Genomic DNA, 17916 nt, shown 5'->3' with positions numbered 1-17916 from the left:
GCGCTTCCGGCGGTGACGCCGGTGCGGGCGTGTCCGATGGGGCGGGTGGCGCTGCTGCCGGGCAGGGCGGGGATGTGGCGTATGCGGGTGGCGCTGACGCTGCCGGTCGGGCGCCCGGGGCCTCCGGCGGTGACGGCGGGGCGAGCCGCGCGGGCGTGTCCGATGCGGAGGGTGGCGCTGCTGCCGGTCGGGCGTCGGCCGGTGCCGGTGACTCTGCCGCGGCGACCCCGGACGACGGGGCGGGCGGTACGGCCGGTTCGGACGCCGACGACTCTGCCGCGCGGGCCTCTGGCGCTTCCGGCGGTGACGCCGGTGCGGGCGTGTCCGATGCGGAGGGTGGCGCCGCTGCCGGGCAGGACCAATCCGTCGCGAGTCCGGCCGGCTCGGACCGGGACACCACGGATTCAGAGGCCGCGCGCGGCGCCGGGGGTGCGGGCCCCGACGACGGCCCGGACGCGGAGACCCCGGACGACGGGGCGAAGTCGGACGCCACCGACGACGACGCCGACGAACCCGGCTCGGACGACCCCGACGGACCCGACCTCGGTGACCTCGACGCCCCCGTGCCGCCCTCCGCGCTCGACGCGTCCGTCGAGTTCGGGGTCACCGCCTCCGGGGAAGGCGACTTCCTCGTGCCGCTCGATCCGCCCGCCGAGGCCGCCCACGCGCGGCGGACCATGATCGGGCGCAGTGCCGAGGAGGTCGACCACGCGCCGCCGCGCGGGCGTTACGCGCCCGAGCGGGCTCCCGACACCGGGGGCCCCGGCGCCGCCCTGCGGTGGGTGGCGCCCGCCGCCGCGCTCGCCATCGCCGGGGCCGTCGTCGTCGGGCGCGCGCTGCGGCGCAGGCGTTGAGCCGTACGCCGGGCGCCGCCGGTTAGGGTCATGGCGTGAGTACGGACACGGACCAGAAGCGCGAGATCCGACTGGCGGCCGGCGACGCCGAGTTGACCATCCATCCGACGAACGGCTGCCGCGTCGCGAGTCTGCGCGTCGGCGGGACCGAACTGCTGCGCCAGGGCGACCGTTACGGCTGTTTCCCGATGGTGCCCTGGGTGGGGCGGGTCGGGCTGGGACAGTTCCGCAACGGCGGTGAGACCCACCAACTGCCGCTCAACTCACCGCCGCACGCCATCCACGGCACCGGACGCGACACCTCGTGGCGCACGGCGCGCAAGGGCGGCAGCGAGGCGGCGTTCACGTACGAACTGACCGACCCCTGGCCGTACACCGGCAGGGTCACGCAGCTCTTCGAACTCACCGGGGACTCGCTCACGCTGACGCTGGGCGTCGAGACGTACGACGACTCCTTTCCCGCGCAGGCGGGCTGGCACCCGTGGTTCCTGCGCCATCTCGACGGCGCCACGGCCGACGAGGACGCCGTACGTCTCGACTTCTCCCCCGCGTGGCAGGAGGAGCGCGGCGAGGACCATCTGCCCACCGGCCGCCGTGTCGAGCCGCGCCCCGGCCCGTGGGACGACTGCTTCGCGATGCCCGACGGTGTCGAGGCGACGCTGACCTGGCCGGGGCGGCTCGAACTGAAGGTGACCAGCACCGCCGAGTGGGTGGTCGTCTACGACGAGCAGGCCGAGGCGGTCTGCGTGGAGCCGCAGACCGGCCCGCCGAACGGGCTCAACACGGCGCCGCGCCTCGTCACGCCCATCGACCCGCTGGAGATCCGCGCCACCTGGAGCTGGCGCCGGCTCTGACGAGGCCCACCGGGGTTCCGGCCAGGCCCACCGGCTCCGACAGGGCCCTCGGGACCAGGTCGTAAGCTCAGGGCCATGACTGACGTACGCGCTGAGCTGCTCCAGCAGATCAAGGACAAGGCCGTCGTGCACGGCAAAGTGACCCTCTCGTCCGGCATCGAGGCCGACTGGTACATCGATCTGCGCCGCATCACACTGGACGGGCAGGCCGCGCCGCTGGTCGGTCGGGTCATGCTCGACACCGCCGCTGCCGCCGGTCTCGACTTCGACTGCGTCGGCGGTCTGACGCTCGGCGCGGACCCCGTCGCGACGTCGATGCTGCACGCGTCGGCGACGCGCGGTGAGCGCCTGGACGCGTTCGTCGTACGCAAGCAGGGCAAGGCCCACGGCATGCAGCGGCGCATCGAGGGCACGGACGTGAAGGGCCGCCGCTGCCTGGTCGTGGAGGACGTGTCGACCACCGGCGGGTCCCCGCTGACCGCGGTCGAGGCGGTACGTGAGGCGGGCGGCGACGTCGTCGCCGTGGCGGTGATCGTCGACCGGGGCGCCGCCGGGGCCGTCGAGACCGCGGGCCTGCGTTACGTCAGCGCCTACGCCCTGGACGACCTCGGCCTGGCCTGAGCCTCACCGCCGGCACGAGAGTCTGGAAAGATGGCGGCGACAATGACGTCGCCCCCAGGTCAGGGACAAAGCACCTCACACCCGCACATCACAAGGAGCGGCCCGATGCCCATCGCAACCCCCGAGGTCTACGCCGAGATGCTCGACCGGGCGAAGGCAGGCAAGTTCGCCTACCCGGCCATCAACGTGACCTCGTCCCAGACCCTGCACGCCGCGCTGCGCGGCTTCGCGGAGGCCGAGAGCGACGGCATCATCCAGATGTCGACCGGTGGTGCGGAGTTCCTCGGCGGCCAGCACAACAAGGACATGGTGACCGGCGCGGTCGCGCTCGCGGAGTTCGCGCACATCGTGGCCGCCAAGTACGACGTCACGGTCGCGCTGCACACCGACCACTGTCCCAAGGACAAGCTGGACACCTACGTGCGCCCGCTGCTCGACGTCTCCGCCGAGCGCGTCAAGGCCGGCCGGAACCCGCTCTTCCAGTCGCACATGTGGGACGGCTCCGCCGAGACCCTGGCCGACAACCTCGACATCGGCGAGGAGCTGCTCGCCAGGGCCGCCGCCGCGAAGATCATCCTTGAGGTCGAGATCACCCCGACCGGCGGCGAGGAGGACGGCGTCACGCACGAGATCAACGACTCCCTCTACACGACCGTCGACGACGCGCTGCGCACCGCCGAGGCGCTGGGCCTGGGCGACAAGGGCCGCTACCTGCTGGCCGCGTCCTTCGGCAACGTGCACGGCGTCTACAAGCCGGGCAACGTCGTGCTCCGTCCCGAGCTGCTGAAGGACCTCCAGGACGGCGTGGCCGCCAAGTACGGCAAGCCGGCCGGCAGCCAGCCCTTCGACTTCGTCTTCCACGGCGGCTCCGGCTCCTCCGCCGAGGAGATCGCGACGGCGCTGGAGAACGGTGTCGTGAAGATGAACCTGGACACCGACACCCAGTACGCCTTCACGCGGCCCGTCGCCGACCACATGTTCCGGAACTACGACGGTGTGCTGAAGGTCGACGGCGAGGTCGGCTCCAAGAAGACCTACGACCCGCGCACCTGGGGCAAGCTCGCCGAGGCGGGCATGGCGACGCGCGTGACCGAGGCGTGCGCGGCGCTGCGGTCGGCCGGTACGCGGCTCAAGTAGGCGACTCGTCGCACCCGGCGGGCCCGGTGTCCTTCGTGACGCCGGGCCCGTGGGCTGTTCCGGCGAGGTACGAGGTACGAGGTCAGAGGTCCGAGGAGGATCATTCACCGTGGACTACGACTTCGACACACCCGTCGACCGGCGCGGCACCTGGAGCGTCCAGTGGGACGGGGTCGCCGACCGTTTCGGCGTGGACGGGCTGCTCCCCTTCACCATCTCCGACATGGACTTCGCGTGTGCGCCGGAGGTGCTCGCCGCCCTTCAGGCGCGTCTCGCGCACGGCGTGCTCGGTTACACGGACTGGCGGCACGAGGACTTCCTGTCGGCGCTGCGCCACTGGTTCGCCACGCGCTACGACACCGAGCTGGACACCGGCCGCGTCGTGTACGCGCCGTCCGTGCTCAACCAGGTGTCGCAACTGCTGCGGATGTGGACCGCCCCCGGCGACGGCGTCGTCGTCCACACCCCCACGTACGACGGCTTCCGCAAGGCGGTCACCGGGCTCGGCCGTGAGCTGCGCGGTGCGCCGGTGGGTGACACCCCGGCGCTGGAGAGGGAGCTGGCGCGCGCCGGCAGCAAGGTGCTGATCCTGTGCTCGCCGCACAATCCGACGGGCCGCGTGTGGACGGAGGGCGAGCTGACGGAGTTCGCCCGGCTGGCGGCGGCGTACGGCGTGGCGGTGATCAGCGACGAGATCCACGCCGACTTCGTGCACCCCGAATTCGTCCCGGACGGCCGCCGCCATCTGCCGTGGACCCGGTTCGGCACCGGCCGGTGGGCGATCGTCACCTCGGCGTCGAAGTCCTTCAACTTCCCGGCGCTCAGCGGCTCGTACGGCGTCATCGGCGACCCGGACGACCACGCGGAGTTCACGCGCCGGATGCTGACCGCCGAAGGGCTCGCCTCACCGGCGGTCCTCGCGCTGACGGCCCACATCACCGCGTACCGCGAGGGCGCGCCCTGGCTGGACGCCCTCAACACGTACGTCAGGGCCAACCTCCGCATGCTCGCCGACCGCCTCGACGCCGCCTTCCCGCAACTGGCCTGGCGTCCGCCGGAGGCCGGTTATCTCGCCTGGATCGACCTGCGGGCCCTGGGCGTGGACGACGCCGCGCTCCAGCGCGAGCTGGTCGAACACGAGAAGGTGGCGATCATGCCGGGCACGACGTACGGCTGCGAGGGGTACGTACGGCTCAACGTGGGCTGCCCGCGCGCCAAGGCGGAACGGGGCACGGACGCGTTGATCCGTGCGCTGGGCCGGCTCGCCAGGTAGCGCCCGTGCGGGGATGATGCCCCCATGGACATCAGGCTGGGCACGGCCTCCGGCCGGTGGATCGTGCTGACGACGGTGCTCGGCTCCAGCATGGCGCTGCTCGACTCGACCGTCGTCAATGTCGCGCTGCCGCACATCGGTGACGATCTGAACGCGAGCCTGGCCGACCTCCAGTGGACGGTCAACGCGTACATGGTCACGCTCGCCGGGCTGATCCTGCTCGGCGGGTCGCTCGGTGACCGGTACGGGCGGCGGCGGATCTTCGTGCTCGGCATCGTGTGGTTCGCCATCGGGTCGCTGCTGTGCGGTGTCGCGCCCACCTCCGAGGTGCTGATCCTCGCGCGGGCGCTCCAGGGGATCGGCGGCGCGCTGCTGGTGCCCGGGTCGCTGGCGCTGATCCAGGCGAGTTTCCATCCGGACGACCGGGCGCGGGCCGTGGGGCTCTGGTCGGGATTCGGGGGTGTCGGGGCGGCCGTCGGGCCGTTCCTGGGCGGGTTCCTGGTGGACGGGCCCGGGTGGCGGTGGGTCTTCCTGCTGAACGTGCCGCTGGCCGCGATCTGTGTGCCGGTGGCGCTGCGGCACGTGCCGGAGTCGCGGGACCCGGCGGCGCACGGGCGGTTCGACGTGCTCGGCGCTGTGCTGGGCGCCGCCGCGCTGGGGCTGGTGACGTACGCGCTGATCGCGAAGGCGTGGTGGGCCGGGGTGGCGGGTGTGCTGGTGGGGGTGTGGTTCGTCCTGCTGGAGCGGCGGCGGCCCGATCCGATGCTGCCGCTGTCGATCTTCTCCTCGCGGCTGTTCACGTCGGTCAACCTGGTGACGCTGTGCGTGTACGCGGCGTTCGGCGGGTTCTTCTTCCTGGTGGCGTTGCAGCTCCAGGTGGTGGCGGGCTACTCCGCGCTCGGAGCGGGGACGGCGCTGCTGCCGACGACCGTGCTGATGCTGCTGTTCTCCGCGAAGTCGGGTGAGCTGGGCTCCAGGATCGGGCCGCGCATCCCGCTCACGGTGGGGCCGCTGCTGTGCGCCTGCGGGCTGCTGCTGATGCTGCGGGTGGGCGGCGGCGCGGACGCCTCGTACCTGCGGGACGTGCTGCCCGCGCTGGTGGTGATGGGGCTCGGCATGGTGACGCTGGTCGCGCCGCTGACCGCGACGGTCCTGGCGTCCGTCGACAGCTCGCGCGCGGGCCTGGCCAGCGGCATCAACAACGCGGCCGCGCGGGCCGCGGGTCTGCTGGCGGTGGCCGCGCTGCCGCTGCTGGCGGGCGCGGGGCCGGAGGTGTACCGCTCGCCGACGCAGTTCGACGCGGCGTTCGACCGGGCGATGCCGCTGTGCGCGGGGGTGCTGGTCCTGGCGTCGCTGATCGCCTTCACGACGGTGCGTACGCCGAAGGCCGCCCCCGGCGAGAAGGCGGAGGCCGCGCCCAGCCTGCCGCAGTGCAAGGTGAACTGCGGGCTCTCGTCGCCGCCGCTGGAGCCGACGGCCGTGCGCAAGGCGGAGGAGGGCGGCGCGTCGGCGGCGGGTACGTAGGGGGTGTCCCCGCGGTATCGGATCCGGGCCGCGGTTGCCGGTGGCAAACCCGCTCCGCCGCCACGGAATCCGACGCGACCTGGGACACTCGGAAGCATGGCCATCCACAAAGACCTTCTCGGGGGACCGCCCCCCACCCACCTGCCCGACGACCCCGAACCGCGCGAGCTCCTCGCGAACGGGACGGCGCCCGCCGACGTCGCGGCGAAGTATCCGACGTCGTCGCTCGCGTGGGCCCAGCTCGCCGACGACGCGTTCGAGAACGGCCGGGTCGTCGAGTCGTACGCGTACGCCCGTACCGGCTACCACCGGGGCCTGGACTCCCTGCGCCGCAGCGGCTGGAAGGGGCACGGCCCGGTGCCGTGGGAGCACGAGCCGAACCGTGGCTTCCTGCGCGCCCTGCACGCCCTCGCCCGCTCCGCGCAGGCGATCGGCGAGCACGAGGAGTACGAGCGCTGCTCCGTCTTCCTGCGGGACTCCTCCGCGGCGGCGGCCGACACCCTCGGCTGAGGTCGCGCACGTCCGGCGTCCGGCACGTCCGTCGTCCGCGCACGGCGGTTGTCCGCGCACGTCCGGCACGTCGAGTTTGTCCGTAACACCGTGAATCGTCGCAGGTCCGTGGCCGTCCGAAAGGCTACGGACCTGCGGTGTGCGGTCGCTACGATCGCACACGCCATCGAATCCGGCAGGAGGCCCCGGCACCCTCTCCCCGACGCCGGCCGTACCAGGGGAGAAGTCCGTCTTGGGCAAGCGTGTCCCGGCCCGCCGGCGCCGTCTGTACACCCGCGCGCTGCCCCTCGGCCTGGGCCTGACCGCGCTCCTCGTCGGCGGCGGAGCGGCCCTCACGGGCTGGCCGCAGTCCGATCCCACCGCCGAGGCGGCGGCCCCGGAGGACGAGGAGCCCGGTTCCAGGGCGACCACGAAGCCGCCCCCGAGCCCGACCGCAAGCCCCCCTTCGACCGCGAGCCCGAGCGCCGAGCCGGGCCCCGAGGCACCGTCCCGCATCCCGATACCCCCCGACGGCCCCGGCACCTTCACGACCGCCCGCTCCACCGGCTCGCCCGTCGGCTCCGGTGGCACCGTGCGCCGCTACAAGGTCCAGGTCGAGAAGGGCATCGACCTCTCCGAGCGGGAGGCGGCCGTCGAGATCGAGACAATCCTGGCGCACCCCCGGGGCTGGACCTCGGACGGCCGGCACTCCTTCCGGCTCGTGGGCTCCGGGCCGTCCGACTTCGAGGTCAAGATCGCGACGCCGGGCACGGTGGACCGGATCTGCGGCGCCGCGGGCCTGCTCACGCGCGGCGAGGTGAACTGCACCGTAGGTCGCACGGTCGTCGTGAATCTCAAGCGGTGGGTGCTGGGGTCCGAGCAGTTCGACGGCCCGGTCACCGAGTACCGCGCACTGATCATCAACCACGAGGTCGGCCACCGCATTGGCCGTGGCCATGTCACCTGCGGCGGCGCCGGGAAGCCCGCGCCCGCGATGATGCAGCAGATCAAGGGTCTGCGCGGCTGCCATGCGAATGCCTGGCCCTACGCGGAGGACGGGACGTACATCACAGGTCCGGCGGTGCCGTGAAGACGGGATTATGATGCCGACAGGGGACCGGAGCTCCGAATCGATACGGAAGGGGCGGACCGCTACCCGGTAGCAATATCGAGGAGACAGAGATGTCGCAGCACCCCGATGCCTCCGGAGCCGGTTCGGAAGCCCCGAACCTCGACTTCGCGGGTACGACCCCGTACGAGGACTACGTCCAGGCGGACGTCCTCACCCATCTTCAGCACCCGGTGTCGGACGACCCGGGCGAGATGGTCTTCCTGGTGACCACCCAGGTGATGGAGCTGTGGTTCACCGTCATCGTCCACGAGTGGGAGACCGCGTCGCGCGCGCTGCGCGAGGACCGGGTGCCGGTCGCGGTCGACGCGCTCAAGCGGTCGGTGCGCGAGTTCGAGGCGCTGAACGCGTCGTGGACGCCGCTGAGCCAGCTGACACCCGTGCAGTTCAACTCGTACCGAAGCGCGCTCGGCGACGGCTCGGGCTTCCAGTCGGCGATGTACCGGCGCATGGAGTTCCTGCTCGGCGAGAAGTCGGCGTCCATGCTCGTACCGCACCGCGGGGCGCCGCGCGTGCACGCGGAACTGGAGAAGGCGCTCCAGGAGCCGAGCCTGTACGACGAGGTGCTGGGCCTGCTGGCCCGGCGCGGTCTGCCGGTGCCGGCGGAGGCGCTGAACCGGGACTTCACCCAGAAGTACGAGCCGTCGACGGCGGTCGAGGAGATATGGGCCGGCGTCTACGCGGAGCCCGACCAGCACGGTGAAGTCATCAGGCTGGGCGAGGCGTTGACGGACGTCGCCGAGCTGGTGTGGCGCTGGCGCAACGACCATCTCGTGGCGACGCGGCGCGCGATGGGGTCCAAGACCGGGACCGGCGGCTCCGCCGGGGTCGCCTGGCTGGAGAAGCGCGCGCGGAAGAACGTGTTCCCGGAGCTGTGGACGGCGCGCAGCCATGTCTGAGGCGACCGAACTGCCCACCGCGCCCGTGTCCGCGTCGGATGCGTTGGCGGAGCGCGCCGCCGAACTGGACGCGGCGGACGAACTGGCCGCGCGCCGCGAGCTGTTCGCGCTCGACGACGGCTCCGTCTACCTGGACGGCAATTCGCTCGGGGCGCTGCCCCGCCACGTCCCCGCCCGGGTCCAGGACGTCGTCGCCCGGCAGTGGGGCGAGCTGCGCATCCGCTCGTGGACCGAGGGCGGCTGGTGGACCGCGCCGGAGCGCATCGGCGACCGGATCGCGCCGCTGGTCGGCGCGGGAGCCGGCCGGATCGTGGTCGGCGACTCCACAAGTGTCAACGTCTTCAAGGCCGTTGTGGCGGCGGCCCGGCTGGCGGGGGAGGGCCGCGACGAACTCCTCGTGGACGCCCGGACGTTCCCCACGGACGGCTACATCGCGGAGTCGGCCGCGCGCATGACCGGCCTGCGGCTGGTACCGGCGCCGGCAGCGGATCTGCGGAGCGCCGCCGGACCGCGTACGGCCGCCGCGCTCGTCAACCACGTCGACTTCCGTACGGGGCGGCTCCACGACCTGCCCGGCATCACGGCGGCGCTGCGCGACGCGGGCGCGCTCGCGATCTGGGACGTGTGCCACAGCGCGGGCGCGCTGCCGGTCGGGCTGGACGAGCACGGGGTCGACCTGGCGGTCGGCTGCACGTACAAGTACCTGAACGGCGGGCCGGGTTCACCCGCGTTCCTGTACGTCGCCGAGCGGCACCAGGCGGCCTTCGACTCCCCGCTGCCCGGCTGGACCTCGCACGCGGACCCGTTCGGGATGACACCGGACTACGCGGCGGCGGACGGCGCGACGCGCGGCCGGGTCGGTACGCCGGACATCCTCTCCATGCTGGCGCTGGAAGCGGCGCTCGATGTGTGGGAGGGCGTGTCGCTGGACGTCCTGCGGGCGAAGAGCCTGGCGCTGACGGACTTCTTCCTGCGCTGCGTGGAGGCGTACGCCCCGGCGGACCGGGTCTCGTCACTGACCCCGGTGCCGCACGCGGAACGCGGCAGTCAGGTGGCGCTGCGCTGCGCGGAGGCGCCCGCGGTGATGGCGGAGCTGATCAGCCGCGGCGTGATCGGCGACCTGCGCCGCCCGGACGTGCTGCGGTTCGGCTTCACGCCGCTGTACGTGGGCTTCCGCGACGCGGAGCGGGCGGCACGGGTGCTGGGGGAGGTCCTGGCGAAGATCCCGGCGGGTGGACCCGCCGGTGTTCCGGGGCCCGTGGGGGACTCGCTCCCCTGAGCGTGCTCGGCCCCGGGCCGGGGGATCGCCGGCCGATCCCCCGGCCCGGGGTCAGGAGCGCGTGGGCCGGCCCAGCCGACGGCCGACGGCCTGGCCCAGTTCGGTGAGTTCGCCGGTGTCGGGCCGCACGCCCAACTGGTCCGCGAGCTCGGTCAGACGCAGGTCCACGGCGGCCTCGACGAGGGACGCGAGGACGGCCGCGGCGCCCCGGGCCCGTGCCACGGCGGTGACGAACACACCGGCACCGATCAGCGCGGCGGGCCACCAGAGCACGGTCAGCGCGGTGTAGAGCACACTCCAGCCCGCCAGGCGGGCGGCCGAGTCGTATGCCGCGCGGGCACCGGCGAGGTCGGCGCGCAGGGTCTCGTCCAGCACCGCCCACAGCCGGGGCCAGGCCAGGTCCAGGTCCAGGTCGTAGCGGGCGCGCAGGCGTACGGCGACCGCGTGGAGGGTGTCCCCGATCCGGGTGGGGCGATGCGGTTCCCGCTCCGCGCGCAGACGCAGGGCGCGTTCGGCGCGTGCCTTGCGGGCCGTCGCCAGGACCGGGTCGCGCGGTTCGGCGAGATCGGCCGCGAGGGCGTCGGCGACGGCTCGCCGGGCGCGCTCCGAGTACCGCCTCTGCCACCACCGCCGGCGCCACCGCGGCAGCCACGCGAGCACCGGACCGGATCCGTCCGCACCCCACAGCCGCTGGTGCAGGGCGCCCAGCGCACCGGCCGCGAGACCCGCGGCACCGGCGGTGAGCAGGGCGGCGGCGACGGCGAGCAGGATGGCGGCGGGGCTGTGCCCGGCCCGCTGGGACGCGATCTCGTCGAGCCAGGTGTGGAGCCGTGCCGCGTCGAACGGGTGCGACTGTCCGAGCCGCGCGGCGACGACGAGCGTCGCGACCCAGAGCATGCCGGACAGGACGACCGTCTGGAGCCAGCGGTCCGCGATCCAGGTGCCGATACCGGCGAGCAGTCCGGGCATCAGGGGGCCGGGTAGGCGCGCAGCGGCTCGCCGCCCGCGGCGCAGTGGGGCGCGGACTCCTCGCCGGTTTCGGGGAGGACCACCCGTCCGCAGTCACCCCACGGACAGACCCAGGCCCTCGCCACCTGCTCGTCCGGTGGCAGGCCGAACCCGAGGGGCAGCCGTGCGTTGCCGAACTCGCGGACATCGAGTGCGGACAGGCCGTGCCGGACGCAGGCGTCCTCGATGCTGTCGAGCAGCTCCTTCTCGCGGGCTCCCCCGGCGGTGCCGGCCCCGCTCCGGACCAGTTCGAGCAGTTCACGCAACTGCGGCCCCGCTCCGGCGGTTTCGATCTCGTCCGCCATCGAAGCGTGCCGGGTGAGCTGGTCGCACAGCACGCCCAGCCGATTCGGTGTGCCGTTGTGCGACCTCGCCAATCCCGCCACCTCCGCGGCGCCCCGGTTGTGCGCCAACTGCCTTTATTTCATGCTGATTTGTCAATGTAGCATCCAGTCTCCGGAGTACCGGGGGAGGTTACGGCCCCGAGGCTCCGCCGGCCTGGATCGGGGGCAACGGGATGGCTGTGGACGATCTGCTCGACGACCTCCGGCGGTGTATCGAGACCGCCGTGGAGACCGACGACGCCGCTGAGTTGTTCAAGGAGAGCGCGGAACGTACGGCCGCCGCCCTGGCCGCGGATCCCGGCACGGCGTCGGACGCCGACGCGTGCCAGGTACTGGGCGTGTACCACTGGATCCGGGTCACCGCGCTGCCGGCCGGCGCGGCGCAGGACGAAGAGCTGGTCGAGGCCGTGCGCTTCCTGGCCCCGGTGTACGAGGCCGACCCCGAGGCGGTGCCGGAGGCGTTGCACATCGCCTTCGCGGACGTGGAGGGTGAGGACCTGTCCGGCGAGGAGGCCCTCGAAGTGGGCCTCGCCGTGTGCCGGGCCTACGAGCGCGGTCGCCATTTTCCGCTGCTGCGCCGGTCCGTGCAGCTGTTCCGTACGGCGATCGCCGGGATGTCCGACCGTTCGCCCGACCGGGCCATGGCCCTCAACAACCTCGGTCACACCCTGCGGCTGACGTACGAGCTGACGAAGGACGCCGGGGCGCTGGACGAGGCGCTGGAGGCCGCCCGGGAGGCGGCAGGCGCGTCCGGGCATCCCGAACACGCCATGTTCCTCAGCAATCTGGGGCTCGTTCTGGTGCAACTGCACTGGCGGAACGCGAAGAACGGGGACGGACCCGGGGACGGCGGCGGGAGCGCCGGCACGCTCGGCGAAGCGCTCACGGTCGCCCGCAGGGCCGTCGCCACGGTCTCCCCCGACCATCCCGATCTGATGAGCTATCGCAGCAATCTCGCCGTGATCATGCACGCGTGGGCCGACGCCGAGGCCGATCCGGTGGCAGCCGCCGAGGCCATCGAGCTGACCAGGTCCGTCGTCGCCACCCTCGCCGAGGGGCACCCCGCACGCGGCGCCCAGCTCCACATCCTGCTCTTCGCTCTCCAGAGGCAGTACGGGCGGACGGCCCGGATCGACGGACTCTTCGAGGCCGTCGCCGTCGGCCGGGAGGCCGTCACCACTCTTCCCGCCGGCCATCCCAGCCAGGTCGACTGTCTGGACAAGCTCGCCGTCTGTCTGAGCCGGCTGTTCAAGCACACGGGTGACATCCCGACGCTGCGGGAGTCGATCGCCGCCGGAAGAGCCGTGGTCGACGCGGCCCGGGCCGGCGCCCCGGCCGACCCCGCGCGGCATCTGCACAATCTCGGTGAGAGCCTTCGTACGCTGGCCGAGCACAGCACGGACTCCGCGGCGGCGGACGAGGCGGTCACCCTCGCACGGGCAGCGGTCGCCGCCGACGACGGTCCGCGGCGCCGGCTGTGGCTGAGCGGGCTGGCTGTCGCGCTTCTCCAGCAATACGAGTACACGGGGGACGTCGGCGCGCTCGTCGAGGCCGTCGCGTGCGAACGTGCCGCCGTCGGAGCCACGCCCCGCGACCACCCCGAGCGGCTTCAGTCGATGAACAACCTCGGTATGGCACTGCGTCTGCGTTACGAGGCGGTGGGCGGGGACGAGTTCCTGGAGGAGGCGGTCGACATCGGCCGGGCGGTCGTCGCCGCGCTCCCCGCCGGTCATCCCCATCTGGCCATGGCCCTGAGCAATCTCGGGAACGCTCTGGCCAGGAAGAACGAACGCGACGGCGGATACGAGCGCGCGCCCGAGTCCATCACGCACGCCCGCGCCGCCGTCGACGCGACGCCCGTCGGTCACCCCGACCGTCCCAAGTGGATGAACAACCTGGGCATGGCACTTCAGGCGCTGGCGAGCCACACGGGGACGCGCGAGCCTCTTGAGGAGGCGGTCACCGTTCTGCGCGGCGCCGTCGCCGTGCTTCCCGCCGGTCATCCCCATCTGGCCATCGCCCTGGGCAATCTCGGCAACGCCTTGAACAACCTGTTCGATCGGACCGGGGAACTGGCGTTGTTGCGGGAGGCCGCGTCGACCGCCCGCCTGGCCGTCGACGTCACCCCCGTCCAACTCCCGCAGCACGCGACCGCCTTGGGCAACCTCGGCCGCATTCTGCACTTCCTGTCCTGGCAGACGGGCGAGTCACGGCTGCTGCGGGAAGCGGTGGAGGCGGCCCGCGGCGCTGTCGCGGCGCTTCCCGGCGACCACCCGAACCACGCACGTTTCCTGGGCTCTCTCGGGTCCGTACTGGAGACGAGTTTCCAGCGCACCGGTGACAGCGAGCACATCGCGGAGGCGGTCGCGGTCAGTCGCGAGGCCGTCGCCGCCTTCCCCGACGGCCATCCGCACCGTGTCCACCACTTGTTCGGGCTCTCCAGCGCTCTGTACGCGCAGGCGCTGCGGAACCGGGACGTCCGCACGGCGTCCGAGGCGGCGGCCACGGCCCGCCAAGTCGTGGACGCCATCCCCGGCGACCACTTCCACCGCAACGGTGCGCTGCTCAACCTGGCCACCGCACTGGTGCTGCGGTTCAACCACGACGGCGACGTCGCCGGGCTGCGCGAAGCGGCCGACGCGACGCGCGAGGCCGTCGCCATCACCCCCGCCGGTCTGCCGGGTTACGCGGCCGTCCTCAACAGCCACGCCGGTGCCCTCCACACGCTCGCCACGCACACCGACGACACCGCGCTCCTGGCCGAGATCCTGTCCTGCTCCCGGTCGGCCGCCCAGGACGCCTCCGCTCCGGTCTGGACCCGTATCGCGTCCTACCGGTCGATCGCCGCCCTGACAGACCCGGCCGACAGCGGGGCCCAGGAAGCGCTCGCGGCGGCCGAGTCGGCCGTCGCCCTGCTCCCGCAGATCGGCCTCGGCACCCTGGACCTCACCGACCGGGGGCATCTGATCGGTGAAGCGGGCTCGCTCGCGGGGGCCGCTGCCGCCGCCGCGCTGAACGCCGGGCGACCGCGCCGGGCCGTCGAACTGCTGGAACAGTCACGGGGCGTACTGACGGCCGATTCCGTGGCGGACGGGGGCGGCGACCTCGACCGGCTGCGGTCCGCGGCTCCCGACCTCGCGGAGGCCGTCGAAGAGGTCCGCGACCGGCGTGCGGCCCTCGACCACCACGCCCCCACGGCCGTCGAAGCCCCCGCGCCACCCGGGGCCCGGGCCGCCGCCCGCCGGGAGGCACAGGCCGAATGGGACGCGCTGCTCATCCGTATCCGCTCCCTCGACGGCTTCTCCGGCTTTCTCGCACCCCCGGGAGCCGCCGACCTCTCCGCCCAGGCAGCCGGGGGCCCGGTGGTGTACGTCTCCGCCGCCCCGGCACGCTGCGACGCGCTGGTCCTCACCGGTGATCCGGAGGATCCCGTACGCGTCGTGCCGCTCGGCGGCCTCACCGAGGCGGAGGCCGTGCGCCGTATCGTGGCGCTGGGGACGGCCATCGACGCCACCGCCGACCCCGCCCTGGATCCCGTCGGCCGGCGGGCGGCGCAGCGCGACATCCTGGGCGTACTGACCTGGCTCTGGGACACGGTCACCGAACCCGTCCTGACCGCCCTCGGCCACACCGGGCCCCCGCCGCCGGGCGAGTCCTGGCCCCGCGTGTGGTGGTGCCCCGTCGGGATCCTGGCCTATCTGCCGATGCACGCCGCGGGCCATCACGAGGACCTGGCCGACGACTCGCCCCGGCGCCCCGCGCCGCGCACCGTGCTGGACCGGGTCGTCTCCTCCTACACCGCGACCGTGCGCGGACTGGCCCGCGCCCGGGAGCGCCCGGCCGGTCCGGGGACCCGCACCGCGATCGTCGCCGTCCCCGACGCCCCCGGCGCGGCCCCGCTGGCGGGCGCCGCCACCGAGGCCGAGCTTCTCACCGGGCTCGTCCCCGGTGCCTCGGTCGTCGCCCGGGCGACCCGCTCCTCCGTGCTCGCGGCGCTTCCGCACCACCAGGTCGCGCACTTCGCGTGTCACAGCGAGCCCCACCGGACCGACCCCTGGCGCGGCCGGCTGATCCTCCAGGACCACGTGACCGATCCACTGACCGTCGCCGACATCGTCGCGCTGCGCCTGGACGGCCGGCTCGCCTTCCTGTCCGCCTGCACCACCACGCTGACCGCCCCGCGCCTGGCCGACGAGGCGCTCCACATGACCGGCGCGTTCCAACTCGCGGGCTACCCGCATGTGGTGGGCACCCAGTGGCCCGTGGCCGACCGTGCCGCGCACCAGCTCGCGGCCGACTTCTACGCCCGCCTCACCGCCGGGGGGACCGCCCTGCCCGACCCGGCGCTCTCCCCCGAGGCCCTGCACCACGCCACGCGCCGTCTGCGCGCCGGCTATCCGGTCACACCCACCGTGTGGGCCGCGCACACGCATACGGGCGCCTGAACGCGCGTGCGGCGGGGGCGTGTCACACCGGTGATGAAGACTGGACGCATGGAGTTCCTCTGCTACCACCGCGATCGGCCCGGTTCACCGGCGCTGCGCCACGAGTTGCTGGAAGAGCACTGGTCCTACATGGACCGGTACGCGGCGGAGATGATCGCCCGCGGGCCGACCATGGCCGACGACGGTGAGACGCCCACCGGCAGTGTGCACATCGTCGACCTGCCGGACCCCGGCGCCGCCCGCGCGTTCGCCTTCGACGAGCCCGGCTACCAGGCGGGCGTGTACCGCGACGTACTGCTGCGGCGGTGGCGCAACACGCTGGGGCGCACCATGTGGGAGTTTCCCGGAGGGCCCGAGGACGGCGACCGGTATCTGGTGCTCGGGCTCGGCGCGGGACCGGCCGTCGACCTTGAACCGCCGTCCGCGTGGGCCGAGTCGGACGAGCTGATCGCGTACGGGCCGCTGCTGTCCGACGACGGCACTCTCTGGGTGGGTACGGCGGCGCTGCTGCGGGCGCCGGACCCGCAGACGGCGCGCGCCGTGCTGACAGCGGACGGGTACGCCGGCATCGAGGTCCACCACTGGCAGTTCGGCGGGCGGTCGTGACGGTGGTGCCGCGCTGAGGCGCAGTGAGGCGCGCTGAGGCGTCGTCACCTGCCGGAGGGGGCGTGCTGGGGATATCCCCACCTCATGTCGGTGGTCTTCTTCATGGTCCGGGACGCTCTCCCGGACCAAGCTTGACGACCATGAGCACTCAGCCGAAGACCTCACGCCGACCACGGCTGCCCGTGGTCACCGCGCTCGTCACCGCCGCCGTCTGTGCCGTGTCCCTCGGGGTGTCCGCCGGGCCCGCGCCCGCGCAGGGGAACGCGGGCGGCGGCCGGGAATCCGCCGGAGCCGCGCTGTCGCAGAAGCAGTTGCAGCGTGAGGTGGACCGGACGCTGAAGCAGGCGGGGTACGTCGGCATCTCCGTCCAGGTGCGCGACGGGCAGCGCCGTACGTACGCCGTGGGCGGGGAGGCGGAGCTGGGCACCGGGCGGCCGGTGTCCCACGCGGCGGACTTCCGTGCGGCCAGCGTCACCAAGACGTTCGTGTCGACGGTCGTCCTCCAACTCGTCGCCGAGGGGCGGCTGTCGCTGGACGACACCGTCGAGGAGTGGCTGCCCGGCCTGGTGGCGGGGAACGGGAACGACGGCAGCCGCATCACCGTGCGGCATCTGCTCCAGCACACGAGCGGGCTCTACAACTACGACTTCACCGAGGACACGGGGAACACGGCCGCGGACTTCGAGCGCACCCGGTTCGACCACCACGAGCCCGAGGAGGCCGTGGCCGGGGCGATGAGGCACCGGCCGGACTTCGACCCCGCCGACCCGAACGACCCGGAACCTGACTGGAATTACTCGAACACCGGCTACATCGTCGCCGGGATGATCATCGAGAAGGTGACGGGCAGGCCGTGGGACACGGAGGTCCGCGACCGTATCGTGCGCCCGCTGGGGCTCACACAGACGTACGCGCCCGGTGACGACCCGAGGCTCAAGGGGCCGTACACGCACTCCTACCAGCAGTTCGCGGGGTCCACCGGCTGGACGGACACCAGCATCCGTAACGTCTCGTGGGCGACGGCCGCCGGTGAGCTGATCACCGGTGAGCGCGATCTGGACCGTTTCCTGACGGCCCTTCAGCGCGGTCGGCTGCTGCCGCCGGCGCAGATGGCGGAGCTGCGCCGGACGGTGCCCGCGGGCGCGGACTTCCAGCAGATCTTCCCGGGGCTGCACTACGGGCTCGGGGTGATGCGGCAGCCGCTGAGCTGCGGCGGGTACCGCTGGGGTCACGGCGGGGATCTGGAGGGGCAGACCGTGCGGACTGCCGTCGGCGACGACGGGCAGCGGACGGTGGTCGTGAACGCGAGCGGCAAGAAGGCGGACGACGAGACGCTGTTCCGGGCGGAGAAAGCGGTCCAGGCGCTGCTCGACCGCGCGATCTGCGGTGGAGGTGAGCGGTGATGCGCCGGCGCCCGCTCCGCGTCGCGGTGAAGGCGCTGATCGCCGGGGCGC

At 73.1% G+C, this 17916-nt stretch carries 15 protein-coding genes; 13 read left to right on the top strand and 2 right to left on the bottom strand.

Going from position 1 to position 17916, the window contains the following annotated elements:
* Positions 1-320 precede the first annotated feature (320 nt).
* From GXP76_RS24605 to kynU, 10 genes are all read left to right on the top strand, one after another.
* Positions 321-854, top strand: coding sequence for a hypothetical protein (locus tag GXP76_RS24605; RefSeq protein ID WP_242573768.1), 534 nt, complete (start codon positions 321-323; stop codon positions 852-854).
* Between the two features lie 35 nt (positions 855-889).
* Positions 890-1708, top strand: coding sequence for an aldose 1-epimerase (locus GXP76_RS24600; RefSeq protein WP_242573767.1), 819 nt, complete (start codon positions 890-892; stop codon positions 1706-1708).
* A gap of 75 nt (positions 1709-1783) precedes the next feature.
* Complete coding sequence (gene pyrE, locus GXP76_RS24595; protein WP_242573766.1) at positions 1784-2329, top strand: orotate phosphoribosyltransferase; 546 nt, start codon at positions 1784-1786, stop codon at positions 2327-2329.
* 105 nt (positions 2330-2434) lie between these two features.
* Positions 2435-3466 (top strand): class II fructose-bisphosphate aldolase, encoded by a 1032-nt coding sequence (gene fbaA / locus GXP76_RS24590; protein WP_242573765.1) that lies wholly within the window; start codon positions 2435-2437, stop codon positions 3464-3466.
* 109 nt (positions 3467-3575) lie between these two features.
* Positions 3576-4739, top strand: a complete 1164-nt coding sequence (locus tag GXP76_RS24585; protein ID WP_242573764.1) for a MalY/PatB family protein — start codon at positions 3576-3578, stop codon at positions 4737-4739.
* Positions 4740-4763: 24 nt separating this feature from the next.
* Complete coding sequence (locus GXP76_RS24580; protein ID WP_242573763.1) at positions 4764-6263, top strand: MFS transporter; 1500 nt, start codon at positions 4764-4766, stop codon at positions 6261-6263.
* Between the two features lie 96 nt (positions 6264-6359).
* On the top strand, positions 6360-6773 hold the full coding sequence (locus GXP76_RS24575) for a DUF3151 domain-containing protein (RefSeq protein ID WP_078075930.1): 414 nt from the start codon (positions 6360-6362) through the stop codon (positions 6771-6773).
* A 232-nt stretch (positions 6774-7005) separates the two neighbouring features.
* The gene (locus GXP76_RS24570) at positions 7006-7842 is read left to right on the top strand and encodes a DUF3152 domain-containing protein (protein ID WP_242573762.1); all 837 of its coding nucleotides are present in this window, start codon (positions 7006-7008) and stop codon (positions 7840-7842) included.
* A gap of 92 nt (positions 7843-7934) precedes the next feature.
* A complete protein-coding gene (locus tag GXP76_RS24565; protein WP_242573761.1) occupies positions 7935-8780 on the top strand; it encodes a tryptophan 2,3-dioxygenase in 846 nt (281 codons plus the stop codon).
* A complete protein-coding gene (gene kynU, locus GXP76_RS24560; RefSeq protein ID WP_242573760.1) occupies positions 8773-10059 on the top strand; it encodes a kynureninase in 1287 nt (428 codons plus the stop codon). The genes GXP76_RS24565 and kynU overlap by 8 nt, the downstream gene beginning before the upstream one ends.
* Positions 10060-10110: 51 nt before the next feature.
* Here the strand turns inward: kynU and GXP76_RS24555 are convergent, their stop codons facing one another.
* Together GXP76_RS24555 and GXP76_RS24550 are read right to left on the bottom strand one after the other, a co-directional pair.
* On the bottom strand, positions 10111-11028 hold the full coding sequence (locus tag GXP76_RS24555) for a hypothetical protein (RefSeq protein WP_242573759.1): 918 nt from the start codon (positions 11026-11028) through the stop codon (positions 10111-10113).
* Positions 11028-11444: a hypothetical protein gene (locus tag GXP76_RS24550; protein WP_242573758.1), complete on the bottom strand. Its 417-nt coding sequence runs from the start codon at positions 11442-11444 to the stop codon at positions 11028-11030. The genes GXP76_RS24555 and GXP76_RS24550 overlap by 1 nt, the downstream gene beginning before the upstream one ends.
* Before the next feature lie 140 nt (positions 11445-11584).
* Here GXP76_RS24550 and GXP76_RS24545 point away from each other — a divergent pair, with 140 nt between their 5' ends.
* From GXP76_RS24545 to GXP76_RS24535, 3 genes are all read left to right on the top strand, one after another.
* Complete coding sequence (locus GXP76_RS24545; RefSeq protein ID WP_242573757.1) at positions 11585-15856, top strand: CHAT domain-containing protein; 4272 nt, start codon at positions 11585-11587, stop codon at positions 15854-15856.
* A 48-nt stretch (positions 15857-15904) separates the two neighbouring features.
* Positions 15905-16462, top strand: a complete 558-nt coding sequence (locus tag GXP76_RS24540) for a YciI family protein (protein ID WP_242573769.1) — start codon at positions 15905-15907, stop codon at positions 16460-16462.
* A 140-nt stretch (positions 16463-16602) separates the two neighbouring features.
* Positions 16603-17865 (top strand): serine hydrolase, encoded by a 1263-nt coding sequence (locus GXP76_RS24535; RefSeq protein WP_242573756.1) that lies wholly within the window; start codon positions 16603-16605, stop codon positions 17863-17865.
* Positions 17866-17916: the final 51 nt, after the last annotated feature.

The sequence above is a fragment of the Streptomyces sp. NP-1717 genome (genome assembly GCF_022695985.1).
Lineage (GTDB): Bacteria > Actinomycetota > Actinomycetes > Streptomycetales > Streptomycetaceae > Streptomyces.
The sequence above is the reverse complement of the archived record's forward strand: the minus strand, read 5'-3'. Positions and strand labels throughout refer to the sequence as shown.